This is a genomic window from [Ruminococcus] lactaris ATCC 29176 (genome assembly GCF_025152405.1).
Taxonomy (GTDB): Bacteria; Bacillota; Clostridia; order Lachnospirales; family Lachnospiraceae; genus Mediterraneibacter; species Mediterraneibacter lactaris.
This window is the reverse complement of the sequence record NZ_CP102292.1, coordinates 1,162,825-1,185,066: the sequence shown is the minus strand read 5'-3', so window position 1 is coordinate 1,185,066 and position 22,242 is coordinate 1,162,825. Positions and strand designations below refer to the sequence as shown.

Annotated in this window: 26 protein-coding genes; 19 read left to right on the top strand and 7 right to left on the bottom strand. The window is 43.2% G+C overall.

The genetic code is table 11. The features are described from left to right. Nucleotide 1 precedes the first annotated feature (1 nt). The 17 genes from NQ541_RS05525 (at nt 2) to rsfS (ending at nt 15,007) form a co-directional block, all read left to right on the top strand. A complete protein-coding gene (locus tag NQ541_RS05525; protein ID WP_005610021.1) occupies nt 2–898 on the top strand; it encodes an ATP-binding cassette domain-containing protein in 897 nt (298 codons plus the stop codon). Further along, on the top strand, nt 879–3,014 hold the full coding sequence (locus NQ541_RS05520) for an ABC transporter permease (protein WP_005610023.1): 2,136 nt from the start codon (nt 879–881) through the stop codon (nt 3,012–3,014). The genes NQ541_RS05525 and NQ541_RS05520 overlap by 20 nt, the downstream gene beginning before the upstream one ends. Continuing rightward, nucleotides 3,007–4,158 (top strand): hypothetical protein, encoded by a 1,152-nt coding sequence (locus NQ541_RS05515; protein ID WP_005610025.1) that lies wholly within the window; start codon nt 3,007–3,009, stop codon nt 4,156–4,158. Before NQ541_RS05520 ends, NQ541_RS05515 begins: the two co-directional genes overlap by 8 nt. Nucleotides 4,159–4,245: 87 nt before the next feature. Beyond that, on the top strand, nt 4,246–6,123 hold the full coding sequence (locus NQ541_RS05510; protein ID WP_005610026.1) for a TIGR03960 family B12-binding radical SAM protein: 1,878 nt from the start codon (nt 4,246–4,248) through the stop codon (nt 6,121–6,123). Further along, the gene (locus NQ541_RS05505; protein ID WP_005610027.1) at nt 6,107–6,817 is read left to right on the top strand and encodes a TIGR03936 family radical SAM-associated protein; all 711 of its coding nucleotides are present in this window, start codon (nt 6,107–6,109) and stop codon (nt 6,815–6,817) included. Before NQ541_RS05510 ends, NQ541_RS05505 begins: the two co-directional genes overlap by 17 nt. Next, nucleotides 6,814–8,004 carry a ribonuclease E/G gene (locus NQ541_RS05500; RefSeq protein ID WP_259936621.1) on the top strand — a complete coding sequence of 397 codons (1,191 nt, stop codon included), beginning with the start codon at nt 6,814–6,816 and terminating at the stop codon, nt 8,002–8,004. Before NQ541_RS05505 ends, NQ541_RS05500 begins: the two co-directional genes overlap by 4 nt. A 19-nt stretch (nt 8,005–8,023) precedes the next feature. After that, a complete protein-coding gene (gene ybaK, locus NQ541_RS05495; RefSeq protein ID WP_023922514.1) occupies nt 8,024–8,503 on the top strand; it encodes a Cys-tRNA(Pro) deacylase in 480 nt (159 codons plus the stop codon). Nucleotides 8,504–8,765: 262 nt separating this feature from the next. Then, complete coding sequence (locus NQ541_RS05490; protein ID WP_023922512.1) at nt 8,766–10,085, top strand: aspartate kinase; 1,320 nt, start codon at nt 8,766–8,768, stop codon at nt 10,083–10,085. A 72-nt stretch (nt 10,086–10,157) separates the two neighbouring features. Beyond that, nucleotides 10,158–10,580 carry a CBS domain-containing protein gene (locus tag NQ541_RS05485; RefSeq protein ID WP_005610034.1) on the top strand — a complete coding sequence of 141 codons (423 nt, stop codon included), beginning with the start codon at nt 10,158–10,160 and terminating at the stop codon, nt 10,578–10,580. A 106-nt stretch (nt 10,581–10,686) separates the two neighbouring features. Further along, the gene (gene rplU, locus NQ541_RS05480) at nt 10,687–10,995 is read left to right on the top strand and encodes a 50S ribosomal protein L21 (protein WP_005610036.1); all 309 of its coding nucleotides are present in this window, start codon (nt 10,687–10,689) and stop codon (nt 10,993–10,995) included. Nucleotides 10,996–11,006: 11 nt separating this feature from the next. Continuing rightward, entirely contained in the window at nt 11,007–11,339 is a 333-nt protein-coding gene (locus NQ541_RS05475) for a ribosomal-processing cysteine protease Prp (protein WP_005610038.1), read from the top strand. A gap of 5 nt (nt 11,340–11,344) precedes the next feature. Beyond that, complete coding sequence (gene rpmA / locus NQ541_RS05470) at nt 11,345–11,629, top strand: 50S ribosomal protein L27 (RefSeq protein WP_005610039.1); 285 nt, start codon at nt 11,345–11,347, stop codon at nt 11,627–11,629. 132 nt (nt 11,630–11,761) lie between these two features. Continuing rightward, nucleotides 11,762–13,045 carry a GTPase ObgE gene (gene obgE / locus NQ541_RS05465; RefSeq protein WP_005610040.1) on the top strand — a complete coding sequence of 428 codons (1,284 nt, stop codon included), beginning with the start codon at nt 11,762–11,764 and terminating at the stop codon, nt 13,043–13,045. 54 nt (nt 13,046–13,099) lie between these two features. Continuing rightward, nucleotides 13,100–13,390, top strand: a complete 291-nt coding sequence (yhbY, locus tag NQ541_RS05460) for a ribosome assembly RNA-binding protein YhbY (RefSeq protein WP_005610041.1) — start codon at nt 13,100–13,102, stop codon at nt 13,388–13,390. A gap of 10 nt (nt 13,391–13,400) precedes the next feature. Next, nucleotides 13,401–14,015, top strand: a complete 615-nt coding sequence (nadD, locus tag NQ541_RS05455; protein WP_005610042.1) for a nicotinate-nucleotide adenylyltransferase — start codon at nt 13,401–13,403, stop codon at nt 14,013–14,015. Further along, nucleotides 14,016–14,621 carry a bis(5'-nucleosyl)-tetraphosphatase (symmetrical) YqeK gene (gene yqeK / locus NQ541_RS05450; RefSeq protein ID WP_005610043.1) on the top strand — a complete coding sequence of 202 codons (606 nt, stop codon included), beginning with the start codon at nt 14,016–14,018 and terminating at the stop codon, nt 14,619–14,621. A 35-nt stretch (nt 14,622–14,656) separates the two neighbouring features. After that, nucleotides 14,657–15,007: a ribosome silencing factor gene (gene rsfS, locus NQ541_RS05445; RefSeq protein ID WP_005610044.1), complete on the top strand. Its 351-nt coding sequence runs from the start codon at nt 14,657–14,659 to the stop codon at nt 15,005–15,007. Nucleotides 15,008–15,108: 101 nt separating this feature from the next. Here rsfS and lexA read toward each other — a convergent pair whose 3' ends face one another. Next, nucleotides 15,109–15,726: a transcriptional repressor LexA gene (lexA, locus tag NQ541_RS05440; protein ID WP_005610045.1), complete on the bottom strand. Its 618-nt coding sequence runs from the start codon at nt 15,724–15,726 to the stop codon at nt 15,109–15,111. A 194-nt stretch (nt 15,727–15,920) separates the two neighbouring features. Between lexA and NQ541_RS05435 the strand changes: the two genes are divergently transcribed. Next, nucleotides 15,921–16,235 (top strand): LysM peptidoglycan-binding domain-containing protein, encoded by a 315-nt coding sequence (locus NQ541_RS05435; RefSeq protein WP_005610046.1) that lies wholly within the window; start codon nt 15,921–15,923, stop codon nt 16,233–16,235. Nucleotides 16,236–16,588: 353 nt separating this feature from the next. Further along, nucleotides 16,589–17,716, top strand: coding sequence for a tyrosine-type recombinase/integrase (locus NQ541_RS05430; protein WP_005610047.1), 1,128 nt, complete (start codon nt 16,589–16,591; stop codon nt 17,714–17,716). Between the two features lie 93 nt (nt 17,717–17,809). On the opposite strand, the gene NQ541_RS05425 is transcribed toward NQ541_RS05430, so the two are convergent. The 6 genes from NQ541_RS05425 to NQ541_RS05400 form a co-directional block, all read right to left on the bottom strand. After that, on the bottom strand, nt 17,810–18,457 hold the full coding sequence (locus tag NQ541_RS05425; protein WP_005610048.1) for a cytidylate kinase-like family protein: 648 nt from the start codon (nt 18,455–18,457) through the stop codon (nt 17,810–17,812). A gap of 162 nt (nt 18,458–18,619) precedes the next feature. After that, nucleotides 18,620–19,534, bottom strand: a complete 915-nt coding sequence (locus NQ541_RS05420; protein ID WP_005610050.1) for an RluA family pseudouridine synthase — start codon at nt 19,532–19,534, stop codon at nt 18,620–18,622. Nucleotide 19,535: 1 nt separating this feature from the next. Continuing rightward, nucleotides 19,536–20,063, bottom strand: coding sequence for a signal peptidase II (gene lspA / locus NQ541_RS05415; protein WP_005610052.1), 528 nt, complete (start codon nt 20,061–20,063; stop codon nt 19,536–19,538). A 26-nt stretch (nt 20,064–20,089) separates the two neighbouring features. Further along, nucleotides 20,090–20,902, bottom strand: coding sequence for a YlmH/Sll1252 family protein (locus NQ541_RS05410; protein ID WP_005610054.1), 813 nt, complete (start codon nt 20,900–20,902; stop codon nt 20,090–20,092). Between the two features lie 8 nt (nt 20,903–20,910). After that, nucleotides 20,911–21,465: a cell division protein SepF gene (locus NQ541_RS05405; RefSeq protein WP_005610057.1), complete on the bottom strand. Its 555-nt coding sequence runs from the start codon at nt 21,463–21,465 to the stop codon at nt 20,911–20,913. A gap of 74 nt (nt 21,466–21,539) precedes the next feature. Further along, nucleotides 21,540–22,232, bottom strand: a complete 693-nt coding sequence (locus NQ541_RS05400; protein ID WP_005610058.1) for a YggS family pyridoxal phosphate-dependent enzyme — start codon at nt 22,230–22,232, stop codon at nt 21,540–21,542. Nucleotides 22,233–22,242: the final 10 nt, after the last annotated feature.

Genomic DNA, 22,242 nt, shown 5'->3' with positions numbered 1-22,242 from the left:
CATGCTTTTAGAAATGAAAAATCTCTGTAAAACTTATGGTGAAACTATTGCCCTGGACAGACTTAACCTTCAGCTGACTCCAGGCATTTATGGACTTCTTGGTCCAAATGGTGCCGGAAAAAGTACCCTTATGAAATTAATCTGTATGCTGATCCAACCAACTGATGGTATTGTCTTATTTGACGGAGAGGACATCCGTATGCATCGGAACAATTTTTTGGACTGTCTTGGATATATGCCCCAGCATTCCTGTCTTTACCCGGACTTTACAGTACAGGAATATCTCTATTATGTCGGTTCATTAAAAGGCATGCATAAAAAAGAGGTAGCTCTCAGAGCAGAAGAGCTTCTTCTCCGAACCCGGCTTATAGCTATGAAAAAGGATAAAATCCAGACTCTCTCCGGTGGTATGCAGCAACGACTGATGTTTGCTCAGGCTCTTTTAAATGATCCGGAAATTCTGATTTTAGATGAACCTACCGCCGGACTTGATCCGCAAAAGCGACTTGAACTGAGGAATTTGATCGCTGAATATTCAAAAGATAAGATCATCCTGCTCGCAACGCATATCGTAAGCGACATTGAACTGATTGCATCGCAGATCTTGTTATTAAAGAAAGGAAAACTAATCAAAGTCGATCCTCCCGGTGCGTTGACCAGCCAGCTTACATCAAAGGTCTGTGAGATAAATTTTTCCCGTCCATTGAAAGAACTCGAACCGTACGGCAGAATCAGTAGTATTTACCGACGTAAAGAAGATATTTTTGTCAGACTCATATTAAATGATCCTGCCATACTTCCTCCACAGGCTTCTTTCGTTTATCCGACACTGGAAGATGTCTACCTGTACTATTTTAATGACGAAGAGGAGGTGTCCCATGAACATTTTTCTCTTTGAATGGAAAAAAGTCTGGAAAAACGGGGCAGTACTGAAAGTGGTTCTTCTTTTTCTGATGTTATCTGCTGCCATATTCTGGGCTGATGCAGCCATGGATTCTGAAATCCGTACCGCCTACCTCGACTACCATAAAACTCTGGATTCCCTTCCTGCAGATGAGGCTGCTGACCTGTTAAATGCTTTTACCTTAACCGATGAGACAGATTATATAAAAGGTCATGCTCTTGAACTCATCCATTCTGAGATGGATTCCGTAACCGGTTATGAAGATTACCGACAATCTATTCAGAACCGGTATACCCAAAGCCAGAAAATTTCTGTCTTTCAGGGAACTGCTTCCGGTCAGAATCAATATATGCAGCGAATTGCAGAACGATATAAAAAACTCACCCTGCATTTTCCGTTAACGCTTCAGCCATATCAGGGTATCCGAAAGCTGATGGAATTTTACCCTGCGGATTTATTTACAGTAATCCTGCTCATTTATCTGACCAGCATCGTATTTATACAGGAGCAGAGAAGCGGACAGTACGCCTTTTCTCTTACCACAAAAAACGGGCAGCGGCGACTGTACCCGGCAAAATTTTTAACTGTCTATTTCAGCATTATTGTCTATCTGTTATTGACTTTTTTATTTTATTTTGTTCTGTCCGGTTTTCTGTATGGCTTTCCTTCAATGACTGCTGCCATACAAAGTATTCCCGGATACCATGCTGTTCCATATGACTGGAATATTTTGACTTATTTTTGCGTCTTCCTGCTTTTGAAGAGCTTTGCATTCTTTATACTTACCAGCCTTGCTGTCTTTTTGGCACGCCGCCTTAATTCTGAAATGGCAGTTTCTTTTTTGCTTGCCGGATTTGTAGGATTCAGTTTTCTGTTGTCAGACAGGTTTCAGGGGAATGACAGTAATTCGATCCTTCGACTGTGGAATATATGGACGCTTTTGCAGGGGAAATCTTTCATTCGCAGTTATGACCTGATCCGCTTTCATGGTCTGCTTATAGAAGTATACTGGGGCATACCCCTGTTATTCGTTCTTTCTCTGCTCTGCCTGCTATTCGGGAAAAAACAGTACCAATCTGCAAAAAGAGCGAAAGTTTTTTCTTTCCATCGCAGCAACAGGGTACATGGTTTGTTTTTCTACGAATTAAAGAAAACTTTTATCTGTCAGAAAGGATTGGTTCTTTTTCTTGCCTGTATCATGATCCAGATATTCATTCTGTCACAATACAACGACTATTTCGGGACGGATGAATATTATTATCAGAATTATATTGATCAGTTTGGCGACCGGATTGATGATCAGACTGATGAAAAACTTCAGAATGAAGAACAGCGGATCGCAGCTTTATATACAGAACTCGAAACCACTGAAAACTCTGTTACTGCTTATAAATTACAGCAGGAACTGGAATGCGAAGGCGGCTTTCAACGATATGCCGACCGAGTCCGGGAACTGCGGGAAGACGGAAGATCCCCCCTTCTCCTGAAGGATGCACAATATACACTTTTATTTACCAATACACCCTTGTCGCGTTCCTGGGTCATCCTGCTTTGTATGTCTTTTGCCTTTCTTGTGATTTCGGTTTTTTACAGAGAAAAGGCAACCCATATGGAATTATTACAAAAATCCAGCCTTTTCGGCAGGAGAAAACTTTTTTATTTTAAGTTTTTGACATTACTGCTTTATTTTATTCCTTTTTGTCTGCTGGGTGCAGTTCTGCGGCTGATATGGAGCAGCAGCCATTATCGGCTTGACTGGGACGCTCCCGCCAACTGCCTGGAAATTTTCAGAGAAACCGGGATTACCTGCTCCATCCGTTCCATTTTTTTCCTTGGAACCCTTTTGCAGTGCATCTTCGTAGTCCTGGCATTGCTCCTCTTATCCAGACTTGCAGAACTGTCAAAAAGACGCTACCTGATGCCGGCTATTATTCTGGGATGTACAGTAATTCCAACACTGCTTTCCCCCTATTTTCCAGTCGCATGGCTTCAGATAGTCCACAACTTATTTTTTATATTTACAGCATCCGTTTACTTTATTTCAGGCACATTATTGATCCTTGCGGTCTGTGCCGCTTTCATCACAGAAAGGAAGATGAGGAATGAATAAAAAGAAATGTTTAATGCATCTGATACTGGTATTTTTTATCTGTCTGCTTCTGCCGGGATGTAACAGTCAGTCTTCAGACCGAAAAGACCCTGATAACCCATTTAATTCCCACGATCGCTATATTTCCATGCTCAGTTATTGCGAATCGGATCAGGGAATCTATTATATAGAATGGGAATCCGAACTGTGCAGACTTTATTTCATTGATAAAAAAAGCTCTAAAAAAACCGTATTATGTCAAAAGGTAAATTGCAGGCATGACTCTGCGGAGTGTCCCGCGGTAGAAGTCTCCCCTGATCTGATGGGATCCGTAGCCTATTGTGACGGTTTCATTTATTATATCGTTCAGGCCTTTGATTCCGGCGAACAGAACGATGTCCTGAAATTATACTCCATGAAGGAAGATGGTACAGAGAAAAAGGAACTGCACACTTTTCAATACAGAAGAGTCTATCCCAACGCTGCTGCATTTTATAAAGACAGGATCATTTTATCCGTCCAGACATTAAATGATTTTGAAGATGGAAGTGGCAGCTATACAGCCGAGCCATCGATTATCCTGTATGATCTGAAAACCGGGAAAGAAACACTGATACTGAATGGAACGGAAAACAGCGGTCTGTATACCGTTCCTGCCGGTGCTGATGAGGATCATTTATATCTTCTTCAACAACCCTTTAACGATTCTGACATTGATGGACGCTGTACCTATCTTCAATATGACCTGAAAGAGCAGACCATGGAGCCTTTGTATGAATCCAGAGTAAAAGATTCACAGATCATTGCAGACAATACTTTATATATCCAGCCGGACAACGAACACCGGCTCGTAAAATATAATCTCAAAACCCAAAAGCAGGAAGATGTTCTTGACTGGGATGCCTCTGTCGACAAAGTCTGGGTAATTGATCGGGATCTTATTCTTCTTATTAAGGAGACACGTTCCGAAGATTCCTCTAAAATACAGTATGTCAACTGGTATGACCTGAAAGAGCAGCAGTACCTTTTTGATGAATACTCTGACTACACCACCCTTGAGGTTATGGGAAAGACAGAAAAAGGATTCCTGGTCTGGAAAGAAGATGAACTGTATTTTTATACCCCGGACGATCATCATTGGGAAAAAATTGAGGAGATTTCATAATGTCAAAATTCCTAAAAGAGGTTGCTTTTTCTCTCTGTTAAAGCTATGATTATGTAAGTATTTTCAAAAGCAAACCAAGGAGTAACCATGAGAAAATTAGCATTAGATGATGATATTTTACTGAATATTGAAAAGCCCGCCCGTTATATCGGCGGTGAGGTAAATGCGGTAATGAAAGAGAAAGAACTGGAAGCCGGTGAGATTGCGGTACGCTTTGCCATGTGCTTTCCCGATGTCTATGAGATCGGAATGTCGCACCTCGGTATTCAGATCCTATATGATATGTTCAACCGCAGAGAGGATGTATGGTGTGAGCGTGTCTATTCACCATGGATGGATCTCGACAAGATCATGAGGGAGCAGGATCTCCCTCTTTTTACGCTGGAATCTCAGGATCCGGTCAGATCTTTCGATTTTCTGGGGATCACGATCCAGTTTGAGATGTGCTACACGAATATCCTTCAGATCCTGGAATTAAGCCATATTCCGCCTCATTCTTCCGATCGTACACTGGAAGATCCTTTTGTCATTGGCGGTGGTCCATGTACCTACAATCCCGAACCACTGGCTGAATTTTTTGATCTGTTCTATATCGGAGAGGGAGAAACGGTTTACGACGAATTGCTGGATGCCTACAAAGAATGGAAAGGCAGTGGCAGATCCAGAACCGAATTTCTGGAACGTGCCGCACAGATCGAGGGAATTTATGTACCGTCTTTTTATGAGGCTGAGTATCACGAGGACGGCACTTTAAAGTCTTTTACTCCGATAAATGACCACGCACCTGCAGTCGTCAGGAAACAGATTGTAATGGATGTGACGAATGCACCTTATCCGCTGAAGCCGGTCGTACCGTTTATTAAGGCCACGCAGGACCGGGTGGTTCTTGAGATCCAGCGTGGCTGTATCCGTGGATGCCGTTTCTGCCAGGCAGGAATGCTTTACCGTCCGACCCGTGAGAGGGATGTCGACCGTCTGAAAGAATATGCACATGCCATGCTGAAAAATACCGGACATGAGGAAATTTCTTTAAGTTCCTTAAGTTCCAGCGACTATTCCGAACTGAAAGAACTGGTTCTTTTCCTGATTGATGAATTTAAGGAGCAGGGGATTAATATTTCGCTGCCATCCCTGCGAATCGATGCATTTTCGCTGGACGTTATGAGCCGCGTACAGGACATCCGGAAAAGCAGTCTTACTTTTGCCCCGGAAGCCGGTTCTCAGAGAATGCGTGATGTGATCAATAAAGGTCTGACAGAAGAAGTCATCCTGAACGGTGCCGGACAGGCCTTTGAAGGCGGCTGGACCAAAGTAAAACTTTATTTTATGCTGGGACTTCCGACTGAGACGGAAGATGATATGAAAGAGATCGCCCATCTTTCCGAAAAAGTAGCCCGCAGATATTATGAAATTCCAAAGGATCAGCGGCACGGAAAATGTCAGATCACTGCAAGTTCTTCTTTCTTCGTTCCAAAGCCGTTCACTCCGTTCCAGTGGGCTCCGATGTGCAAAGCAGAAGAATATATGAGGCGGGCCCATCTCGTCAACGATGAGTTTAAGGCACAACTCAACCGGAAAAGCCTGAAATACAACTGGCATGATGCACAGGTCACCGTCCTTGAGGGCGTGATGGCACGTGGTGACCGCCGGATCGGAAAGCTGATCGAAGAGGCTTACCGTCTCGGATGTCTGTTTGATTCCTGGACAGAAAGTTTTCATAATGAACTGTGGATGCAGGCCTTTGAAAATACCGGCATTGATCTGGAGTTTTACAATCTCCGGGAACGCAGTGAAGATGAACTGTTCCCATGGGATTTCATTGATATCGGAGTCAGCCGGAAATTTCTGAGAAGAGAATGGGAACGTGCCATGAAAGAAACCGTGACCCCGAACTGCCGGATGCAGTGTTCCGGTTGTGGGGCAGCAAAATTTGGAGGAGGTGTCTGTTATGAAAGCAAGAATTAAATTCAGAAAATACGGGGCACTCCGCTTTATTGGACATCTTGATGTCATGCGTTTTTTTCAGAAGGTCATGCACCGGGCTGATATTCCGATCGCATTTACAACAGGATACAGTCCCCATATGATCATGTCATTTGCCAATCCGCTTGGCATCGGACTGACCAGCGACGGAGAATATTTTGACATAGAACTCCGGGAGGCTGTCAACAGCCTGGATGCTGTCAGGAGAATGAATGAAGCCTGCGTGGAAGGCATCGAGGTACTCAGTATCCGCCGGATTTCCGATGAGAAGAAAATGACCGGAATGACGATCCTTGCCGGTGCAGATTATCTGTCCACGCTCCGTAAAGGAGAACTCCCCTCTGACTGGAAGGATTCTTTTGTCCGGTTTATGGGACAGCCGGAAATCCGTATTCTCAAGCAGACGAAACGCAGTGAAAAAGAAGTGGATATCAAGCCTCTTATCTATGACTGGGAGATCCGGGGAGATTCTATCTATACAAAAGTGGCAGCAGGCAGTGTGGAAAACCTGAAACCTGATCTGATCCTGGAGGCTTTCTGCAGCTTCCTCGGTCTTGCTTTCGATTCTCTGAAATTTCAGCATCACAGACTGGAGATGTATACAGACCGCAGTGAAGATGGCTCTCTGATTCCACTCGAAGCAATGGGGACAGAGATGGCAGGTGACGAAGAATGAAAAGAAAAATACTGATTGAAAAAAAAGAGAAGAAAATCTGGACTTTTCTTTTAGAAAATGACAGCATTACCGAGATCCACTGTACTCCTGAAAATGATGAAAAAGCCCGTTATCAGATTGGCGATATCTACATTGGAAAGGTTCAGAATATTGTTGCAAATATCGGAGCTGCTTTTATAGAGATTGCCCCGGGAGTCAACTGTTATTTTGACCTGCAGGGAGTGCCTACAGCCCTTTTTACGTATAAGATCGGCAAAAAGCCTCTCTGTATCGGAGATGAACTTCTTGTCCAGATCAGCAGGGAGGCGGTTAAGACAAAAGCTCCCACCGTCACCGGAAATCTGAACCTGACCGGACGTTATGCAGTCCTCACGCACGGGAATACCCGGATCGGAGTTTCTTCCAAGATTCCTAAAAAAGAGCGGGATGCCTATAAGCTGCGGCTTCAGGCATATCAGAATGACCGGTTCGGGATCATTGTCCGCACCAATGCAAAGGAAGCTCCGTTTGAGGCGGTCGTAAAGGAGATTGAAGATCTGAAAAAAGAGTATGAGAGGCTGACCTCCAATGCCATGTCAAGAGTCTGCTTTTCCTGCCTGAAATCAGCACCTCCGTCCTATATTACAGATCTGAAAAATGCTTATATGGATGGAATGCAGGAGATTATTGTAAATGATCCGGATCTTTACCATACGATCTGCAGTTTTTTTGACCGGGAAATACCGGAACGTTCTTATCTCATCCGGCTGTATGATGATGCCGGCTATCCACTGGGAAAGCTCTACAGCACTCAGACTGCCATCGAAAACGCACTGAAAGAACGGGTTTGGCTGAAACACGGTGGATACCTGGTCATCCAGGTCACAGAAGCTTTAACGGTTGTGGACGTTAATTCCGGGAAAAGTATTAAAAAATCCAAAAATACACCGGATGCCCTAAAGCTGAACCTCGAAGCCGCCCGGGAAACCGCCCGGCAGATCCGGCTGCGAAATCTTTCTGGCATCATTCTGGTTGACTTTGTAAATATGGATGATCCTGAAATGGAAGAAACTTTGTTCCAGGAATTTCGTTTTTATCTTACGAAAGATCCGATTCAGACAACACTCGTTGATATTACAGCACTGGGACTGGCAGAAGTCACAAGAAAAAAAGTACGCAAACCACTCTATGAAATGATAACCGTATAAAAATCAGGAGGCGGTCATATTGAGTAAAAAAGAATTAAAAACAAATGCAATGAGGTTTCTTGACCGGAATAAGATTCCTTATGAGTATCAGACTTATGAATGTGATGAATTTATTGACGGCATTTCCGTTGCTGATAAAATCGGACTTCCTCACGAACAGGTTTATAAAACTCTCGTCACAGTCGGAAAAAGCGGTGGACATTATGTCTTTGTCATTCCGATTGCGGCAGAACTGGATCTGAAAAAAGCTGCGAAGGCCGTAGGTGAAAAATCGGTTGAGATGCTCCACGTAAAAGAGATCACCAAAGTAACCGGTTACGTCCGGGGCGGATGTACTGCCATCGGAATGAAGAAGCAGTTCCCGACTGTGATTGATGAAAGTGCATGTACTCAGAAGCTGATTTACGTCAGTGGCGGGAAGATCGGAATGCAGATCCGGCTGAAACCGGATGATCTGAAAAAGGCTGCCAATGCAGAGTATGCAGCCATCACTTTCTGACGGGAATTTCTGATGGGATTTCCGTTTTTTATTTACAACCTACCAGGAACGAGGTATAATATTGAACCGATAGGTTCTGATGCAGGGCAGTGCATATAATTCATTAATCCATTTGATTCCGGACATCAGAATCATACAGAATATCGTAGGATTGTGGGAGTGCGTAGCACGGAGCAATCCGTAGGCATCAAAGTCGGGGGCTTTTGACCCCGACATCTATCGTATGCAGAATGCACAATTTACATTTTGGAGGAAGTTAAGAATGAAGAAAGTAGTAAAGTTCGGCGGAAGTTCTCTTGCAAGTGCTGAACAATTTAAAAAAGTCGGAAATATTATCCATGCGGATTCATCCAGAAGATACGTTGTACCGTCAGCTCCGGGCAAGCGTTTCTCTGCCGACATAAAAGTAACTGATATGTTATATGACTGCTACGGAGCAGCAGAAAGAGAGGAAGATTTCACTGAAAAGCTCGCAGCGATCAAGGCAAGATATCAGGAGATTATTGATGGTCTCGGTCTGAAGTTCTCTCTTGATGCAGATTTTGAAGTGATCCAAAAGAATTTTGCGGCAAAAAGCGGTTCCGACTATGCTGCTTCCCGTGGTGAGTTCCTGAACGGTAAGGTAATGGCTGCCTACCTTGGTTACGAGTTTGTAGATGCAGCAGAAGTTGTACGATTTGAAAAAGACGGTACTTTCAACGCTGAGGTAACAAATGAGATCCTGTCTGCCCGCCTTGCAGAGCTGGAGCATGCAGTCATCCCGGGATTTTACGGTGCAACAGAAGATGGAACAGTCGTTACATTTTCAAGAGGCGGCTCTGATGTCACCGGTTCTCTCGTAGCCCAGGCAGTCCAGGCAGATCTGTATGAGAACTGGACAGATGTTTCCGGTTTCCTGATTGCCGATCCGAGAATCGTAAAAAATTCAAAATCTATCGAAACCATCACATATAAAGAACTTCGTGAGCTTTCCTACATGGGAGCCAGCGTACTCCACGAGGATGCGATCTTCCCTGTAAGAAAAGCCGGTATTCCGATCAACATCAAGAATACAAATGCACCACAGGACAAGGGAACTCTGATCGTAGAAGCAACCTGTTGTCAGCCGAAGTATACGATCACCGGTATTGCCGGAACAGACGGTTTCGCTGCTATTACGATTGAAAAAGCAATGATGAACTCTGAGATCGGTTTCTGCAGGAAAGTCCTTCAGGTATTTGAAGACAACGGAGTTTCCATTGAACATATGCCATCAGGAATCGATACCATGACAATTTTTGTTCACAAGGATGCCTTTGAAGAAAAAGAGCAGAAGATCCTTGCGGGAATCCATAAAGCCGTAAATCCGGATCATATTGAGCTTGAGTCTGATCTTGCACTTATCGCGATCGTTGGTCGTGGAATGAAGTCCACGAGAGGTACAGCAGGAAGGATCTTCTCTGCACTGGCACATGCCCATATCAACGTCAAGATGATTGATCAGGGATCCAGCGAGCTGAACATTATTGTTGGTGTACGCCATGATGAGTTCAAACATGCGATCCGTGCATTATATGACATTTTTGTTCTGACCCAGATCTAAACACAAATGTCAGGGCTGATCCTTAAAAAGATCAGCCACAGAACAGACAGCATATAAAAGGACAGGATCAAAATGAATATTTTATTTTTTCTCAAGCCAAAAAGTGAGGTTGCATTTATCTATGACCACAGTACGCTCCGACAGGTACTGGAGACAATGGAATTTCATAAATATGCTTCCATTCCCATGCTCAATAAAGCAGGAGAGTACGTCGGTACTATGACCGAGGGAGATCTCCTCTGGGGAATCAAGAAATATACTCACCTGAATGTAAAAGAAGCAGAAACAATTTTTATTCAGAACTTCCCGCGAAAGGCTGATTACGAGGCCGTGTCAGCCGATGCGGACATGGAAGATCTGATTCAGAAAGCCATGAATCAGAATTTTGTACCGGTTGTTGATGATCAGAAAAAGTTCATCGGAATCATAACAAGAAAAAGCATTATTGAATATTGTTATGAAAAATTAAAAAAAGCCAAAGAACCTATTGACTAAACCGGTATCTGTATGCTAATATACAATGGTATGCCGCACAACGAGGTTTTCAAGTTCTGTATGACAGACACCATAGTTGGCGAGTAATGATAATAGGAGGTGCCATATGTACGCAATTATAGCAACAGGTGGTAAACAGTACAAAGTAGCTGAAGGCGATATCATTAAAGTGGAGAAACTTGGTGTAGAAGCTGGAGAAACTTATACATTTGACCAGGTGCTTGCAGTGAACAACGACAAGATGGTTGTTGGTAATCCGACTGTAGAGGGAGCAACAGTTACAGCTTCCGTAATCGGTGACGGCAAAGCAAAAAAGGTTATCGTTTACAAGTATAAGAGAAAATCTGGATACCATAAAAAGAATGGTCACAGACAGCAGTATACAGCAGTTAAGATCGAAAAGATCAACGCTTAATCTGTTATCCGATGATTAAGGTAACCATTTATAAGACCGAACGGCACGAATATGTGGGATTTGATACAGAAGACCATGCCGGATACGGTGAGCAGGGACAGGATATTTTGTGTGCTGCCTGCTCCGCCCTTGTCATCAATGCACTGAACTCCATTGAGAGATTCACGGACGATGAGACAAGCTGTGTATCTGACGAGGATACCGGAAGTATTTCCTTCCGTTTTAACGGAAAGCCTTCCCATGATGCCGCATTATTGCTGGATTCCATGATTCTTGGTCTGGAAGAGATAGAAGACAGCAATGAATACGAACAATATATCGACATAATTTTCAAGGAGGTGTAATTACCATGATGAAAATGAATCTTCAGTTTTTTGCTCATAAAAAAGGAGTTGGTTCTACAAAGAACGGTCGTGACTCTGAATCAAAGAGACTGGGAGCGAAGAGAGCTGACGGTCAGTTTGTAAAGGCTGGTAACATTCTTTACAGACAGCGTGGAACAAAGATTCACCCGGGTCTTAATGTAGGACGTGGTGGAGACGATACTCTGTTTGCACTTGTAGACGGTGTTGTAAGATTTGAAAGAAAAGGAAGAGATAAGAAACAGGTTTCTATCTATCCAGTAGCTGAGTAATCGGCGTTGACTGGAAAGTTCCGACGGAATCTTTTCACTCGCACAAATGGCAACAACAGAAGCCTCAGACTTATTTCAGTCTGGGGCTTTTTATCAACTTATCATTATTTTATAAATTAAAGGAGACAAAATATGTTTGCAGACAGAGCTAAGATATTCATCCGCTCCGGTAAGGGCGGAGATGGGCATTGCAGCTTCCGAAGAGAGCTTTATGTTCCCAACGGTGGTCCCGACGGCGGAGACGGCGGCAAGGGCGGAGATCTGATCTTTGAAGTGGATGAAGGTCTCAACACACTTGTAGATTACCGTCACAAAAGAAAATATGCCGCCGGAGACGGAGAACAGGGCGGTAAACGCAGATGCCACGGCAAAGACGGGAAAGACCTTGTCCTGCGTGTACCCGAAGGTACCGTGATCAAAGAAGCTGTTTCAGGAAAAGTCATTGCCGACATGTCGGGAGACAACCGTCGCCAGATCGTTCTCAAAGGTGGTAAGGGCGGACTTGGGAATCAGCATTTTGCGACCTCTACCATGCAGGTTCCGAAATATGCCCAGCCTGGACAGCCGGCTCGCGAACTGGAAGTATATATGGAGCTGAAAGTCATTGCTGATGTAGGACTGATCGGATTCCCGAACGTAGGGAAATCCACCCTCTTATCCCGCGTAACAAATGCGGAACCGAAGATTGCCAATTATCATTTTACAACTCTCAATCCTAATTTGGGCGTTGTTGACCTGGACGGTGCCAAGGGATTTGTCATGGCCGATATCCCCGGACTGATCGAAGGTGCTTCTGAAGGAGTCGGACTGGGACATGAATTTTTACGTCATGTAGAACGTACTAAGCTGATGATCCACGTCGTTGATGCTGCTGGAACAGAGGGAAGAGATCCTGTCGATGACATTTACAAAATCAATGCCGAACTTGCTGCCTATAATCCTGAAATTGCTCAGCGTCCGCAGGTGATTGCGGCAAATAAGACCGATCTGATCTATGAACCGGAGTCCGATCCGGTACAGCGTCTGAAAGATGAATTTGAGCCAAAGGGAATCCGTGTATTTCCTATTTCAGGTGCAACAGGCAAGGGAATTTCCGAACTTCTTTACTATGTGAGCAGCCAGTTGGAACAGATGGATACAGCACCTGTCATTTTTGAGCAGGAATACTTCCCGGATGATGAACTGATCTATGAGGATCTTCCATATACGGTAGAACAGGTCGACGGAATGTATGTCGTAGAAGGTCCTAAGATTGAAAAGATGCTTGGCTATACCAACCTCGATTCTGAAAAAGGATTTGCTTTCTTCCAGAAATTCCTGAAAGATTCCGGCATCCTTGAGGATCTTGAAAATGCAGGCATCCAGGAAGGCGATACAGTCCGTATGTACGGATTACAGTTTGATTACTATAAATAAGAATCCGCACAGAAAGCGGATTCTGAATGATTTTGAAGATTAGGAGAGAAGATTATGACAACAAAGCAGAGAGCCTATTTAAAAGGGCTTGCCATGACAATGGATCCGATTTTCCAGATTGGAAAGGCAAGTATGAACCCCGGACTTACGCAGGCTGTATCTGAGGCACTGGATGCCCGCGAGCTGATCAAGATCAGTGTCCTGAACAACTGCATGGACGATCCGAGAGAACTGGCTGAAACTCTGGCTCAGAGAACCAGATCTGAAATAGTTCAGGTAATCGGAAAGAAAATTGTACTTTACAGAGAAGGTAAGGATGATAAGAAAAAAATAATCCTTCCATAAGGAGTTGCTTATGAAAGTTGGAATTATGGGAGGGACGTTCGATCCGATCCATATCGGTCACCTCCTTCTTGGTGAATTTGCATACGAAGATTTCGGACTGGACGAAATCTGGTTCGTTCCAAATGGAAATCCACCGCATAAAGAAACCAAAGATTCTGAGCAGGCTTTGAGAAACCGTGTGGAAATGGTTCGTCTTGCGATCGAACATATTCCCTACTTTAAGCTTGATCTTTCAGAAGCTGATACTACAAAACATTCTTACACGTATCAGACTATGAAGGAATTTAACCGCCTGTACCCGGATGTAGATTTTTATTTCATCCTTGGAGCTGACTCCTTATTTTCCATTGAAGAGTGGCGGTTTTTCAGGGAGATTTTTACAACCTGTACGATCCTTGCAGCAATGCGGGATGACAAGGACATTTCTGCCATGCGTGGACAGATCCTGTATCTGAAACAGACTTATGGAGCAAATATCGAACTGCTTCGTGCCCCACTGGTAGAGGTTTCCTCAACTACAATCCGAAAAAGGGCTTCTGATGGTCTTACCGTCCGTTTTATGGTTCCTGACAATGTTGCAGATTATATTCGGGAGCAAAAGCTCTACAGGGAGGAAGACAGATAAATGACAGAACAACTCAGAGAGATAAAAAAATTACTTTCCAGGCGGCTGAAAAAAGACCGTTATGAACATACTATCGGTGTCATGTATACCGCGGCAGCTCTTGCCATGAACTACGGGGAAGAAATCCAGGCTGCCCTGACAGCCGGACTGCTCCATGACTGCGGAAAATACTGCTCTGCGGAAGAACAGATCCAGCTTTGCAGGAAGAAGAATATTGCTCTTTCTGATGCGGAAGAACAGATGCCTGCACTGGTTCATGCAAAGCTTGGAGTTTATCTTGCAGAACATGAGTACGGAATCACCGATCAGAGTGTCCTTGATGCGATCCGATGGCATACCACCGGACGTCCTGACATGACACTTTTAGAAAAGATCATTTATATCGCTGACTATATCGAACCAAACCGGAAACTCATTCCCGGATTACCGGAAGTAAGAAAGCTTGCATTCCAGTCGATTGACGATGCTATCTGCCTCTGTTCCAAAAATACGGTAGAGTATCTTCGTGAAACCGGCAAGCCGGTTGATCCAATGAGTATTGAAACTTATAATTTCTATGATGCTAGCACGGAGCAATCCGTAGGCATCAAAGTCGGGGGCTTTTGACCCCGACATCTTTCTATTGTAAAAAGGAGAATAATATGAATCAGGCAAAAGAAATGGCACGTATTGCATACGAGGCTCTGAGTGAAAAAAAGGGAGAAGATATCAAGGTAATCGATATTTCCGGTATTTCTGTTCTTGCAGATTACTTTCTTATCGCTCATGGTAACAGTGACAGCCAGGTAAATGCACTTGTAGAAAATGTGGAAGAGCAGCTTCACAAAGCCGGTTATCCTCTGAAAGAAAGAGAAGGACAGGCTTCCGGAAAATGGGTTCTGATGGATTTCGGCGATGTGATCATCCACGTATTCGATAGAGAAAACCGTCTCTTCTATAATCTCGAAAGAATCTGGAAGGATGGAAAAGAAATTCCTGCAGAAGAATTATAAATTATATAAATCTGAAATCAAAACCTTTTCTGAAAATGGAAATAGAAGAGTAGTACTTCTATACAATAGAAAAAGAAGCTGGTATCTGCCAGCTTCTTTTTCTATTTAAAAAATCTCATAACTCCAATAACACGTCCCAGAATCACCACATCCTGCACAATGATCGGATCCATAAAATCATTCTCCGGCTGAAGACGGATCACACCTTCTTCTCTGTAAAAAGTCTTCACTGTAGCTCCATCCTCGATCATCGCTACAACTTTCTCTCCATTCTCTGCGGTCTTTGCCTCTTCAACCAGGACATAATCTCCATTCAGGATTCCTGCATTCACCATGCTTTCCCCTTGAACCTTTAAAAGAAAGAGCTGCTTGTTTGATACATACTCTGCAGGGAACGGAAAATAATCTTCGATGTTCTGCTGTGCCAGAATCGGTTCTCCTGCCGCCACACGTCCCACGATAGGAACCTGAACCATCTCTCTGCGAAGCAGATTGAAATCATCATCCAGGATCTCGATCGCTCTTGGCTTTGTAGGATCTCTCCGGATATATCCGTTCTTCTCCAGTGTCTCAAGGTGGGAGTGGACAGAAGAGGTAGACTTCAGATGTACTGCCTCACAGATCTCCCGGACAGCCGGTGGGAATCCTCTCTGCAGAATCTGATCTTTTATATATTGCAGAATCTCTTCCTGCTTTTTACTGATATTACCTTTTGCCATATCCAATACGCCTCCGTATACATAAAATCTTATACCTTATAGTACCATATCATTGTTTTAAAAGCAAACATTTGTTGCGAAAATATGTTCGATTTTTTATCCTTTTCTTGTTGACAAACATCTGTTCGGGCAGTATAATACATACATAAGCAAGATGAACATACGTTCTCAATATTCTAAAGGGGGATTTACTTATGAGAAAAAGAGCAAAAAAGAAGCATCACAGACAGTTTATTTTCTTTTCAGCCAGCGGACTGATTGCAGTGATTGTCTGCATTATGCTGAATGTATTTCCTGTATCAGCTGACAGCACGCATTCCCAGACAGGATCTGTCTATTATACAAGTATTGAGATCCAGCCGGGAGATACACTTTGGAACATTGCTGAAGAGACAATGACTTCCGAATACAGCTCCGTACCAGAATATGTAAAAGTTCTGAAAGAGATCAATTCCCTTGATTCAGATCAGCTGGAAGCCGGTCAGAATCTTATAATTGCTTATAATTGATAACCAAGGTATCAATATACACCCTATGTATTGATATATATACACTCCCTGAACCCGGAGAAGCATCCCTTATCCTGCGTGATATTCCAATGTTCCATCTTAAATGATAGTAAGAATACAACGGCAGGAGAACATTCTCCGGGTTCTATTTACAGAAGCCAATCTATACGACAAATACCGATTTTTCCAAAAGATGTGGTAAATTCTGACTGTATATGCTATAATTTATATGATGCCAGGGTCAAAAGGTCTAAGCCCACATGAGCTTGCTCATAGGTGGGTGAAAGACCTTTTGACCCGCATATCAGAATATCAGAGCACTTAAAAATACATGACTTAAGGAGGTTTTTCTTATGAATCAATCATCTTCAGCTAACGAAAAAAAAATCAGCTCCCCTGATTCGTCCGAGGTTTTTGACGCATCCCCTTCAAAGACTTATCACGAACAGGCTTATATCGATCAGACTTTACGTCTTCGGGAAATTCTGAAGACACTTCCTGCATTTACAAAAGATTATTTTCGTGCCGTTGAGCCGACAACCTCTGCACGCACAAGAATTTCTTATGCCTATGACATCCGGGTTTTCTTTCATTTTCTTATGGAAGTGAACCCACATTATAAAAATTATACAATCGACCAGTTTACAGTTCAGGATCTTGAACGGCTTGATCCTGTTGATATTGAAGAATATCAGGAATATCTGAAAGTCTATAAGAATGAAGAAGATCGTCAGATCACAAATACTGAAAAAGGACTTTCCCGTAAAATGTCTGCACTCCGCAGCTTCTACGGATATTATTTTAAGCGTCAGATCATTTCAAAAAATCCTACCTTACTGGTTGATATGCCAAAACTGCATGAAAAAGCGATCATACGTCTTGATACGGACGAAATCGCCATGCTTCTTGACTATGTAGAGCATGGTGGGGAGAATCTCACCGGACAGCGGCTTGCCTATTATGAGAAGACAAAAAATCGGGATCTTGCGATTCTTACTCTTCTTCTCGGAACCGGAATCCGTGTATCGGAGTGTGTCGGTCTGGATGTTCAGGATGTTGATTTTAAAAATAATGGAATAAAAGTAACCCGGAAAGGCGGGAATGAAATGGTCGTCTATTTTGGTGAAGAAGTTGAACATGCACTTAAAACTTATCTGTATACAACCAGGAAAAGTACTGTCCCGTTAAGTGGTCATGAAAATGCACTTTTTCTCTCCACTCAACGAAAACGTATGGGTGTCCAGGCAGTCGAGAATATGGTTAAAAAATATGCCCGTGAAGTCACTCCGAACAAAAAGATCACACCACATAAACTGCGAAGCACCTACGGTACTGCTCTCTATAAAGAAACCGGTGATATTTACCTTGTAGCAGATGTTCTTGGCCATAAAGACGTAAATACAACGAAAAAGCATTACGCTGCCATTGATGAAAACCGCCGCCGCAGAGCTGCCGGTGCAGTAAAATTAAGGGAAGTATAAAAGGATTCTTCTGGATAAAAAAGGACAGAGTGGGAACTCATCATTCCTTCCGGTCTGTCCTTTTTCTTTTCCGTTCCTTTTTCTGATCTTGAATTAAATCGTACGCTGCTCGTTCTGAATACTTTCTTTTAATTGAACATACTGCTCGATCGCTTTTGCAGTTCCTTCGATCCCCAGTTCTGAACTGTTCAGGCAAAGCTCATAACTGGCAGAATCTGACCATTTTTTATTTGTATAATAATTATAATAACTTGCACGCTTTTTATCTGCCTTCACGATCGTATCTTTGGCTTTTGCATCCGTCAGATTATACAGTCTTGCAATTCTTCTGATCCTTGCATCCAGATCAGCATGGATAAATACGCTGACTACATTTGGATAAGACTCCAAAGCATAATCTGCACAGCGTCCCACAAGAATACACGGACCTTCGTCTGCAATCTTCTTGATTGCATCAAACTGTGCCAGAAATACTTTATGGTTGATTGGCATATCTGTATACGTACTTCCTGAATACCCCATGGAATATGTATCCATCACCAGAGAATACAGAAAACTGTTCGTCGGTTTCTCATCATGGGTCTCAAAAATTTCCTCGCAGATTCCGCTTTCCTTTGCCGCACGTGCCAGCATCTCTTTATCATAAAGCTTGATTCCAAATGCCTCAGCAACCTTAGAACCAATCTCCCTTCCGGCACTTCCATATTGCCTTCCTATGGTAATGATCGTATTTGTCTTCATAATCGTCCACGCTCCTTCTAGCCATTCATATTCATCCAGCCATTATTTATAATAAGCAACATCAATATATGTAATTTGCATAAAAGGGAATTGTGAACTCCCTTTACATATGACTATTATATACAAATTATTCTGATAATACAATCCATATTTTCACTTTTCTTACTTCTTTTGCCGCAGTGTACTTAAAAGCTTCATAAAGTACTCCGGGAGCGGAGCATCAAATTCCATATACTCTCCGGTAGCAGGATGCGTGATCCCCAGGATCTTTGCATGCAGCGTCTGCCCCTCCAAATGAAACGGACATTTTGCCGGACCATACACATCATCCCCCAGGATCGGATGTCCGATACTTGCCATATGCACCCGGATCTGATGCGTTCTTCCTGTCTCAAGTTCACACTCGATATATGTATAATTTCCCAGACGTTCCAGCACTCTATAATGCGTTACTGCATGACGGCCGTTAAGAGCCTTTGTACTCATTTTTTTACGGTCGGTCGGATGTCTGCCTATTGAAGCATTTACAGTGCCTGTATCAGCCTTTAAAGAGCCATGAACGATTGCATGGTATCTTCGGGTGATCGAATGTTCTTTTAACTGTTCCGCAAGGATCTGATGTGCATGGTCATTCTTACAGATCAGAAGTGATCCTGTTGTATTCATATCGATCCGATGTACGATCCCCGGACGGATCACACCGTTAATCCCGGACAAATGTTCTCCGCAATGATACAGGATCGCATTGACCAGCGTATGATCCGGGTGTCCGGGAGACGGGTGTACGACCATCCCCTTGGGTTTATTCACGATCAAAATATCTTCATCTTCATACAGAATATCCAGCGGAATATTTTCTGCTGCAATATCCAGCGGTTCCGGATCCGGCACTTCCACATCAATCTGATCCCCCTCATTCAGCTTATAATTTGCTTTCACCTTTTTCCCATTCACAAGGATCAGACCGTCCTTTAAAAGTTTCTGAATATAAGAACGGGAAAGATCGTCCAGATTCTCTCCGAGAAACTTGTCGATTCTTTCCCCTTTTTTTTTAGATATGAGACTCATCTGTTCCATATTATTTATTTCCTTTTCTTTTTGAAGCTTTCAGAAAATCAAAGTCTGATTCATCCTTATAGTAAAAAAGGATCAGACACGCAAACCAGATACAGGCAATTACCACATAACAGTCTGCCACATTGAACACCGGAAAATCGATCAGACTGAAATAAAAGAAATCTACTACATAATTCAGCCGGATCCGGTCAATCATATTTCCCACTGCACCGGATGCGATCAACACCGCACAGATTCGCAGCATACGATAGTGTGATGTATACGGCATTCTTGAATACAGATATCCTATGATCCCCAGGATCAGAGCAGCGATCACTACAAAAAAGAACTGCCGGTTCTGCATGATCCCGAAAGCTGCTCCCCGGTTTTCTAAATATTGCAGTTGAAATACATTTTTAATCAGGATCACCGGACCATTTTCCCTTAAATCCATTACCGCTAAATATTTCGTAACCTGATCCAGTGCCAGGGCCAGGACGAAACCAACCAGCCCCAGCAGACAACTTATTTTTTTATTATACGATTTCATTTCGTATTCACTCCTTATTTCATTGCTCAGATATATCTTTCAATCTCCACACTCAGACGGTTCTTCTTCGTCTTCCCGCCTGTGCCGATATACCGGAATTTTCCCATTCCACGAACAGAAATCAGATCATTTTCTTTTACCTGATAGCCATTACTGGTGATCAGTTTCCCATTTACAAATACCTTTGCTCCCTCAATCAGGCCTGACAACCGGCTTCTTGAGGACGAAAATGCCAACGGGAGCAGACTGTCCAGCCGCACTGAAGAAACTGTGCCTCTGACCGCCTCTGTGCGGGGAACATATTCAACTCCCTCGAGTTCTGTCAGACGGCATTTCACCGGTGTATGCCGCACATTCGACAGTTCCCGGCTGACCAGCTCTGCAATTTCTGTCTGTGCAAAAAGATACGCCCGATGTTCTTCCAGCAGAATATCACCGGTCCTGCTCCTTTCAATCCCCAGATTTAAGATTGCTCCAAGAAAATCCCTATGCGTAAGATCCTCTGCAAACCGGATGTTCCTCGGACAGATCTCCACTGCCTGAAACGGGTATCCGAGTTCCTCCGGCAGAAGATTCTTCTTCCCGTAACGTAAAGAAAGAGCCTCAGGGATGAATGCCGCCATCTGACGCTCTGCTGATGCATACCCGCCAAAAAGGATATAACCTGTATACAGGCTATCCTTCGGCAATGTATGTAATATATTCTGTTCGTTCAGGTTCAGGAAATCTGTAAATGTAATAATGTCCCGCTGATAAGCCACTCTGGACAGATCAATCAGTCTCCTCTCTAAGAGATGAACTTCCTTCTCACTATTACCATTACTATAATTCTTCGCCATAACGGATCCTAGTATCTTCCACGGACACTTGCTGTCTCCATAGATCCTCCAAGAAGATCCTGAAGATCACCGGAAATATCAACGTTCGTCGGTGTAACAAGGAAAATATAGTTAGAAATTTTCTGAAGATTTCCATTAATTGCAAAAGTAGCACCGGAAATAAAATCAATAATTCTCTGGGCAACATCCAGATCCATGCCTTCCAGATTCAGGATTACGGTACGACCGCCAAGCAGAGTCTCCGTGATCTCTCGGGAATCATCCACTGATCCCGGCTTCACTACACAGACCTCCATATTACCGCTGCTGCTATGTCTCGCAGGTGTACGCATCTGCGTAACCTTACTCTTTGCAGGCTGAAATTCCTTTTCTTCCTCTACATCAAAATCTTTATAGCTGTCTTCCTTGCTGCTATTATTTTTCTTTCCAAAGAAACTATGACGTGGCTTTTCTTCATACTCATCATCGTCGTAGAATCCACCTTCATCATACTCATCATATTGATCATCATAATCGTCCTCATTTAACTTCATGATGTCTAAGAATTTATCAAATACGCCCATTTTTACACTCCTTATCTCATGCTCCCTCACTGTGGAACATCCTTTTATTTTGTACTTTCTTACTCAGAAACCGGTTAAACCGCATAATTTCTGGCACCAAAGATTCCTGTACCCACACGTACCATCGTCGCTCCCTCTTCTATTGCGACTTCATAATCATTGGTCATCCCCATTGAAAGTACACTCACAGTATCATTATCATGGTTTTTCTTCTTAATGTCAATATATAATTTATGTAAATCTGCAAAAATACTGCGATTTTCCTCTGGGTCTTCTACAAATGGAGCAATCGTCATCAGACCTCTTACCCGTACATGAGGAAATGCGGACACTTTTTCCACAAACGGAATCACTTCTTCCATTTTCATTCCGAATTTACTTTCCTCTTCCGCTACATTGACCTCCACCAAAATGTCAGCAATCAGATCATGCTTCGCAGCTTCCTTTTCAATCGTCTCTGCAAGCTTCAGTGAATCAACGGAATGGATCAGCTCTGCTTTATCAATGATATATTTTACTTTATTAGTCTGCAGATGCCCGATCATATGCCAGTGGATATCCTTTGGAAGTGCCTCGTATTTCGCTGTCAGTTCCTGTACTTTATTCTCGCCAAAAATCCGTACACCAAGATCATATGCCTCCTGCAGCGTCTCAACGGGCTTCGTCTTACTCACTGCGATCAGCGTTACCTCTTCTCTTTTTCTTCCTGCTCTGTCGCAGGCTGCCTGAATCCTTTTTTCCACTTCTTGCAACTGGTCTTTTAACATAATGACTCCT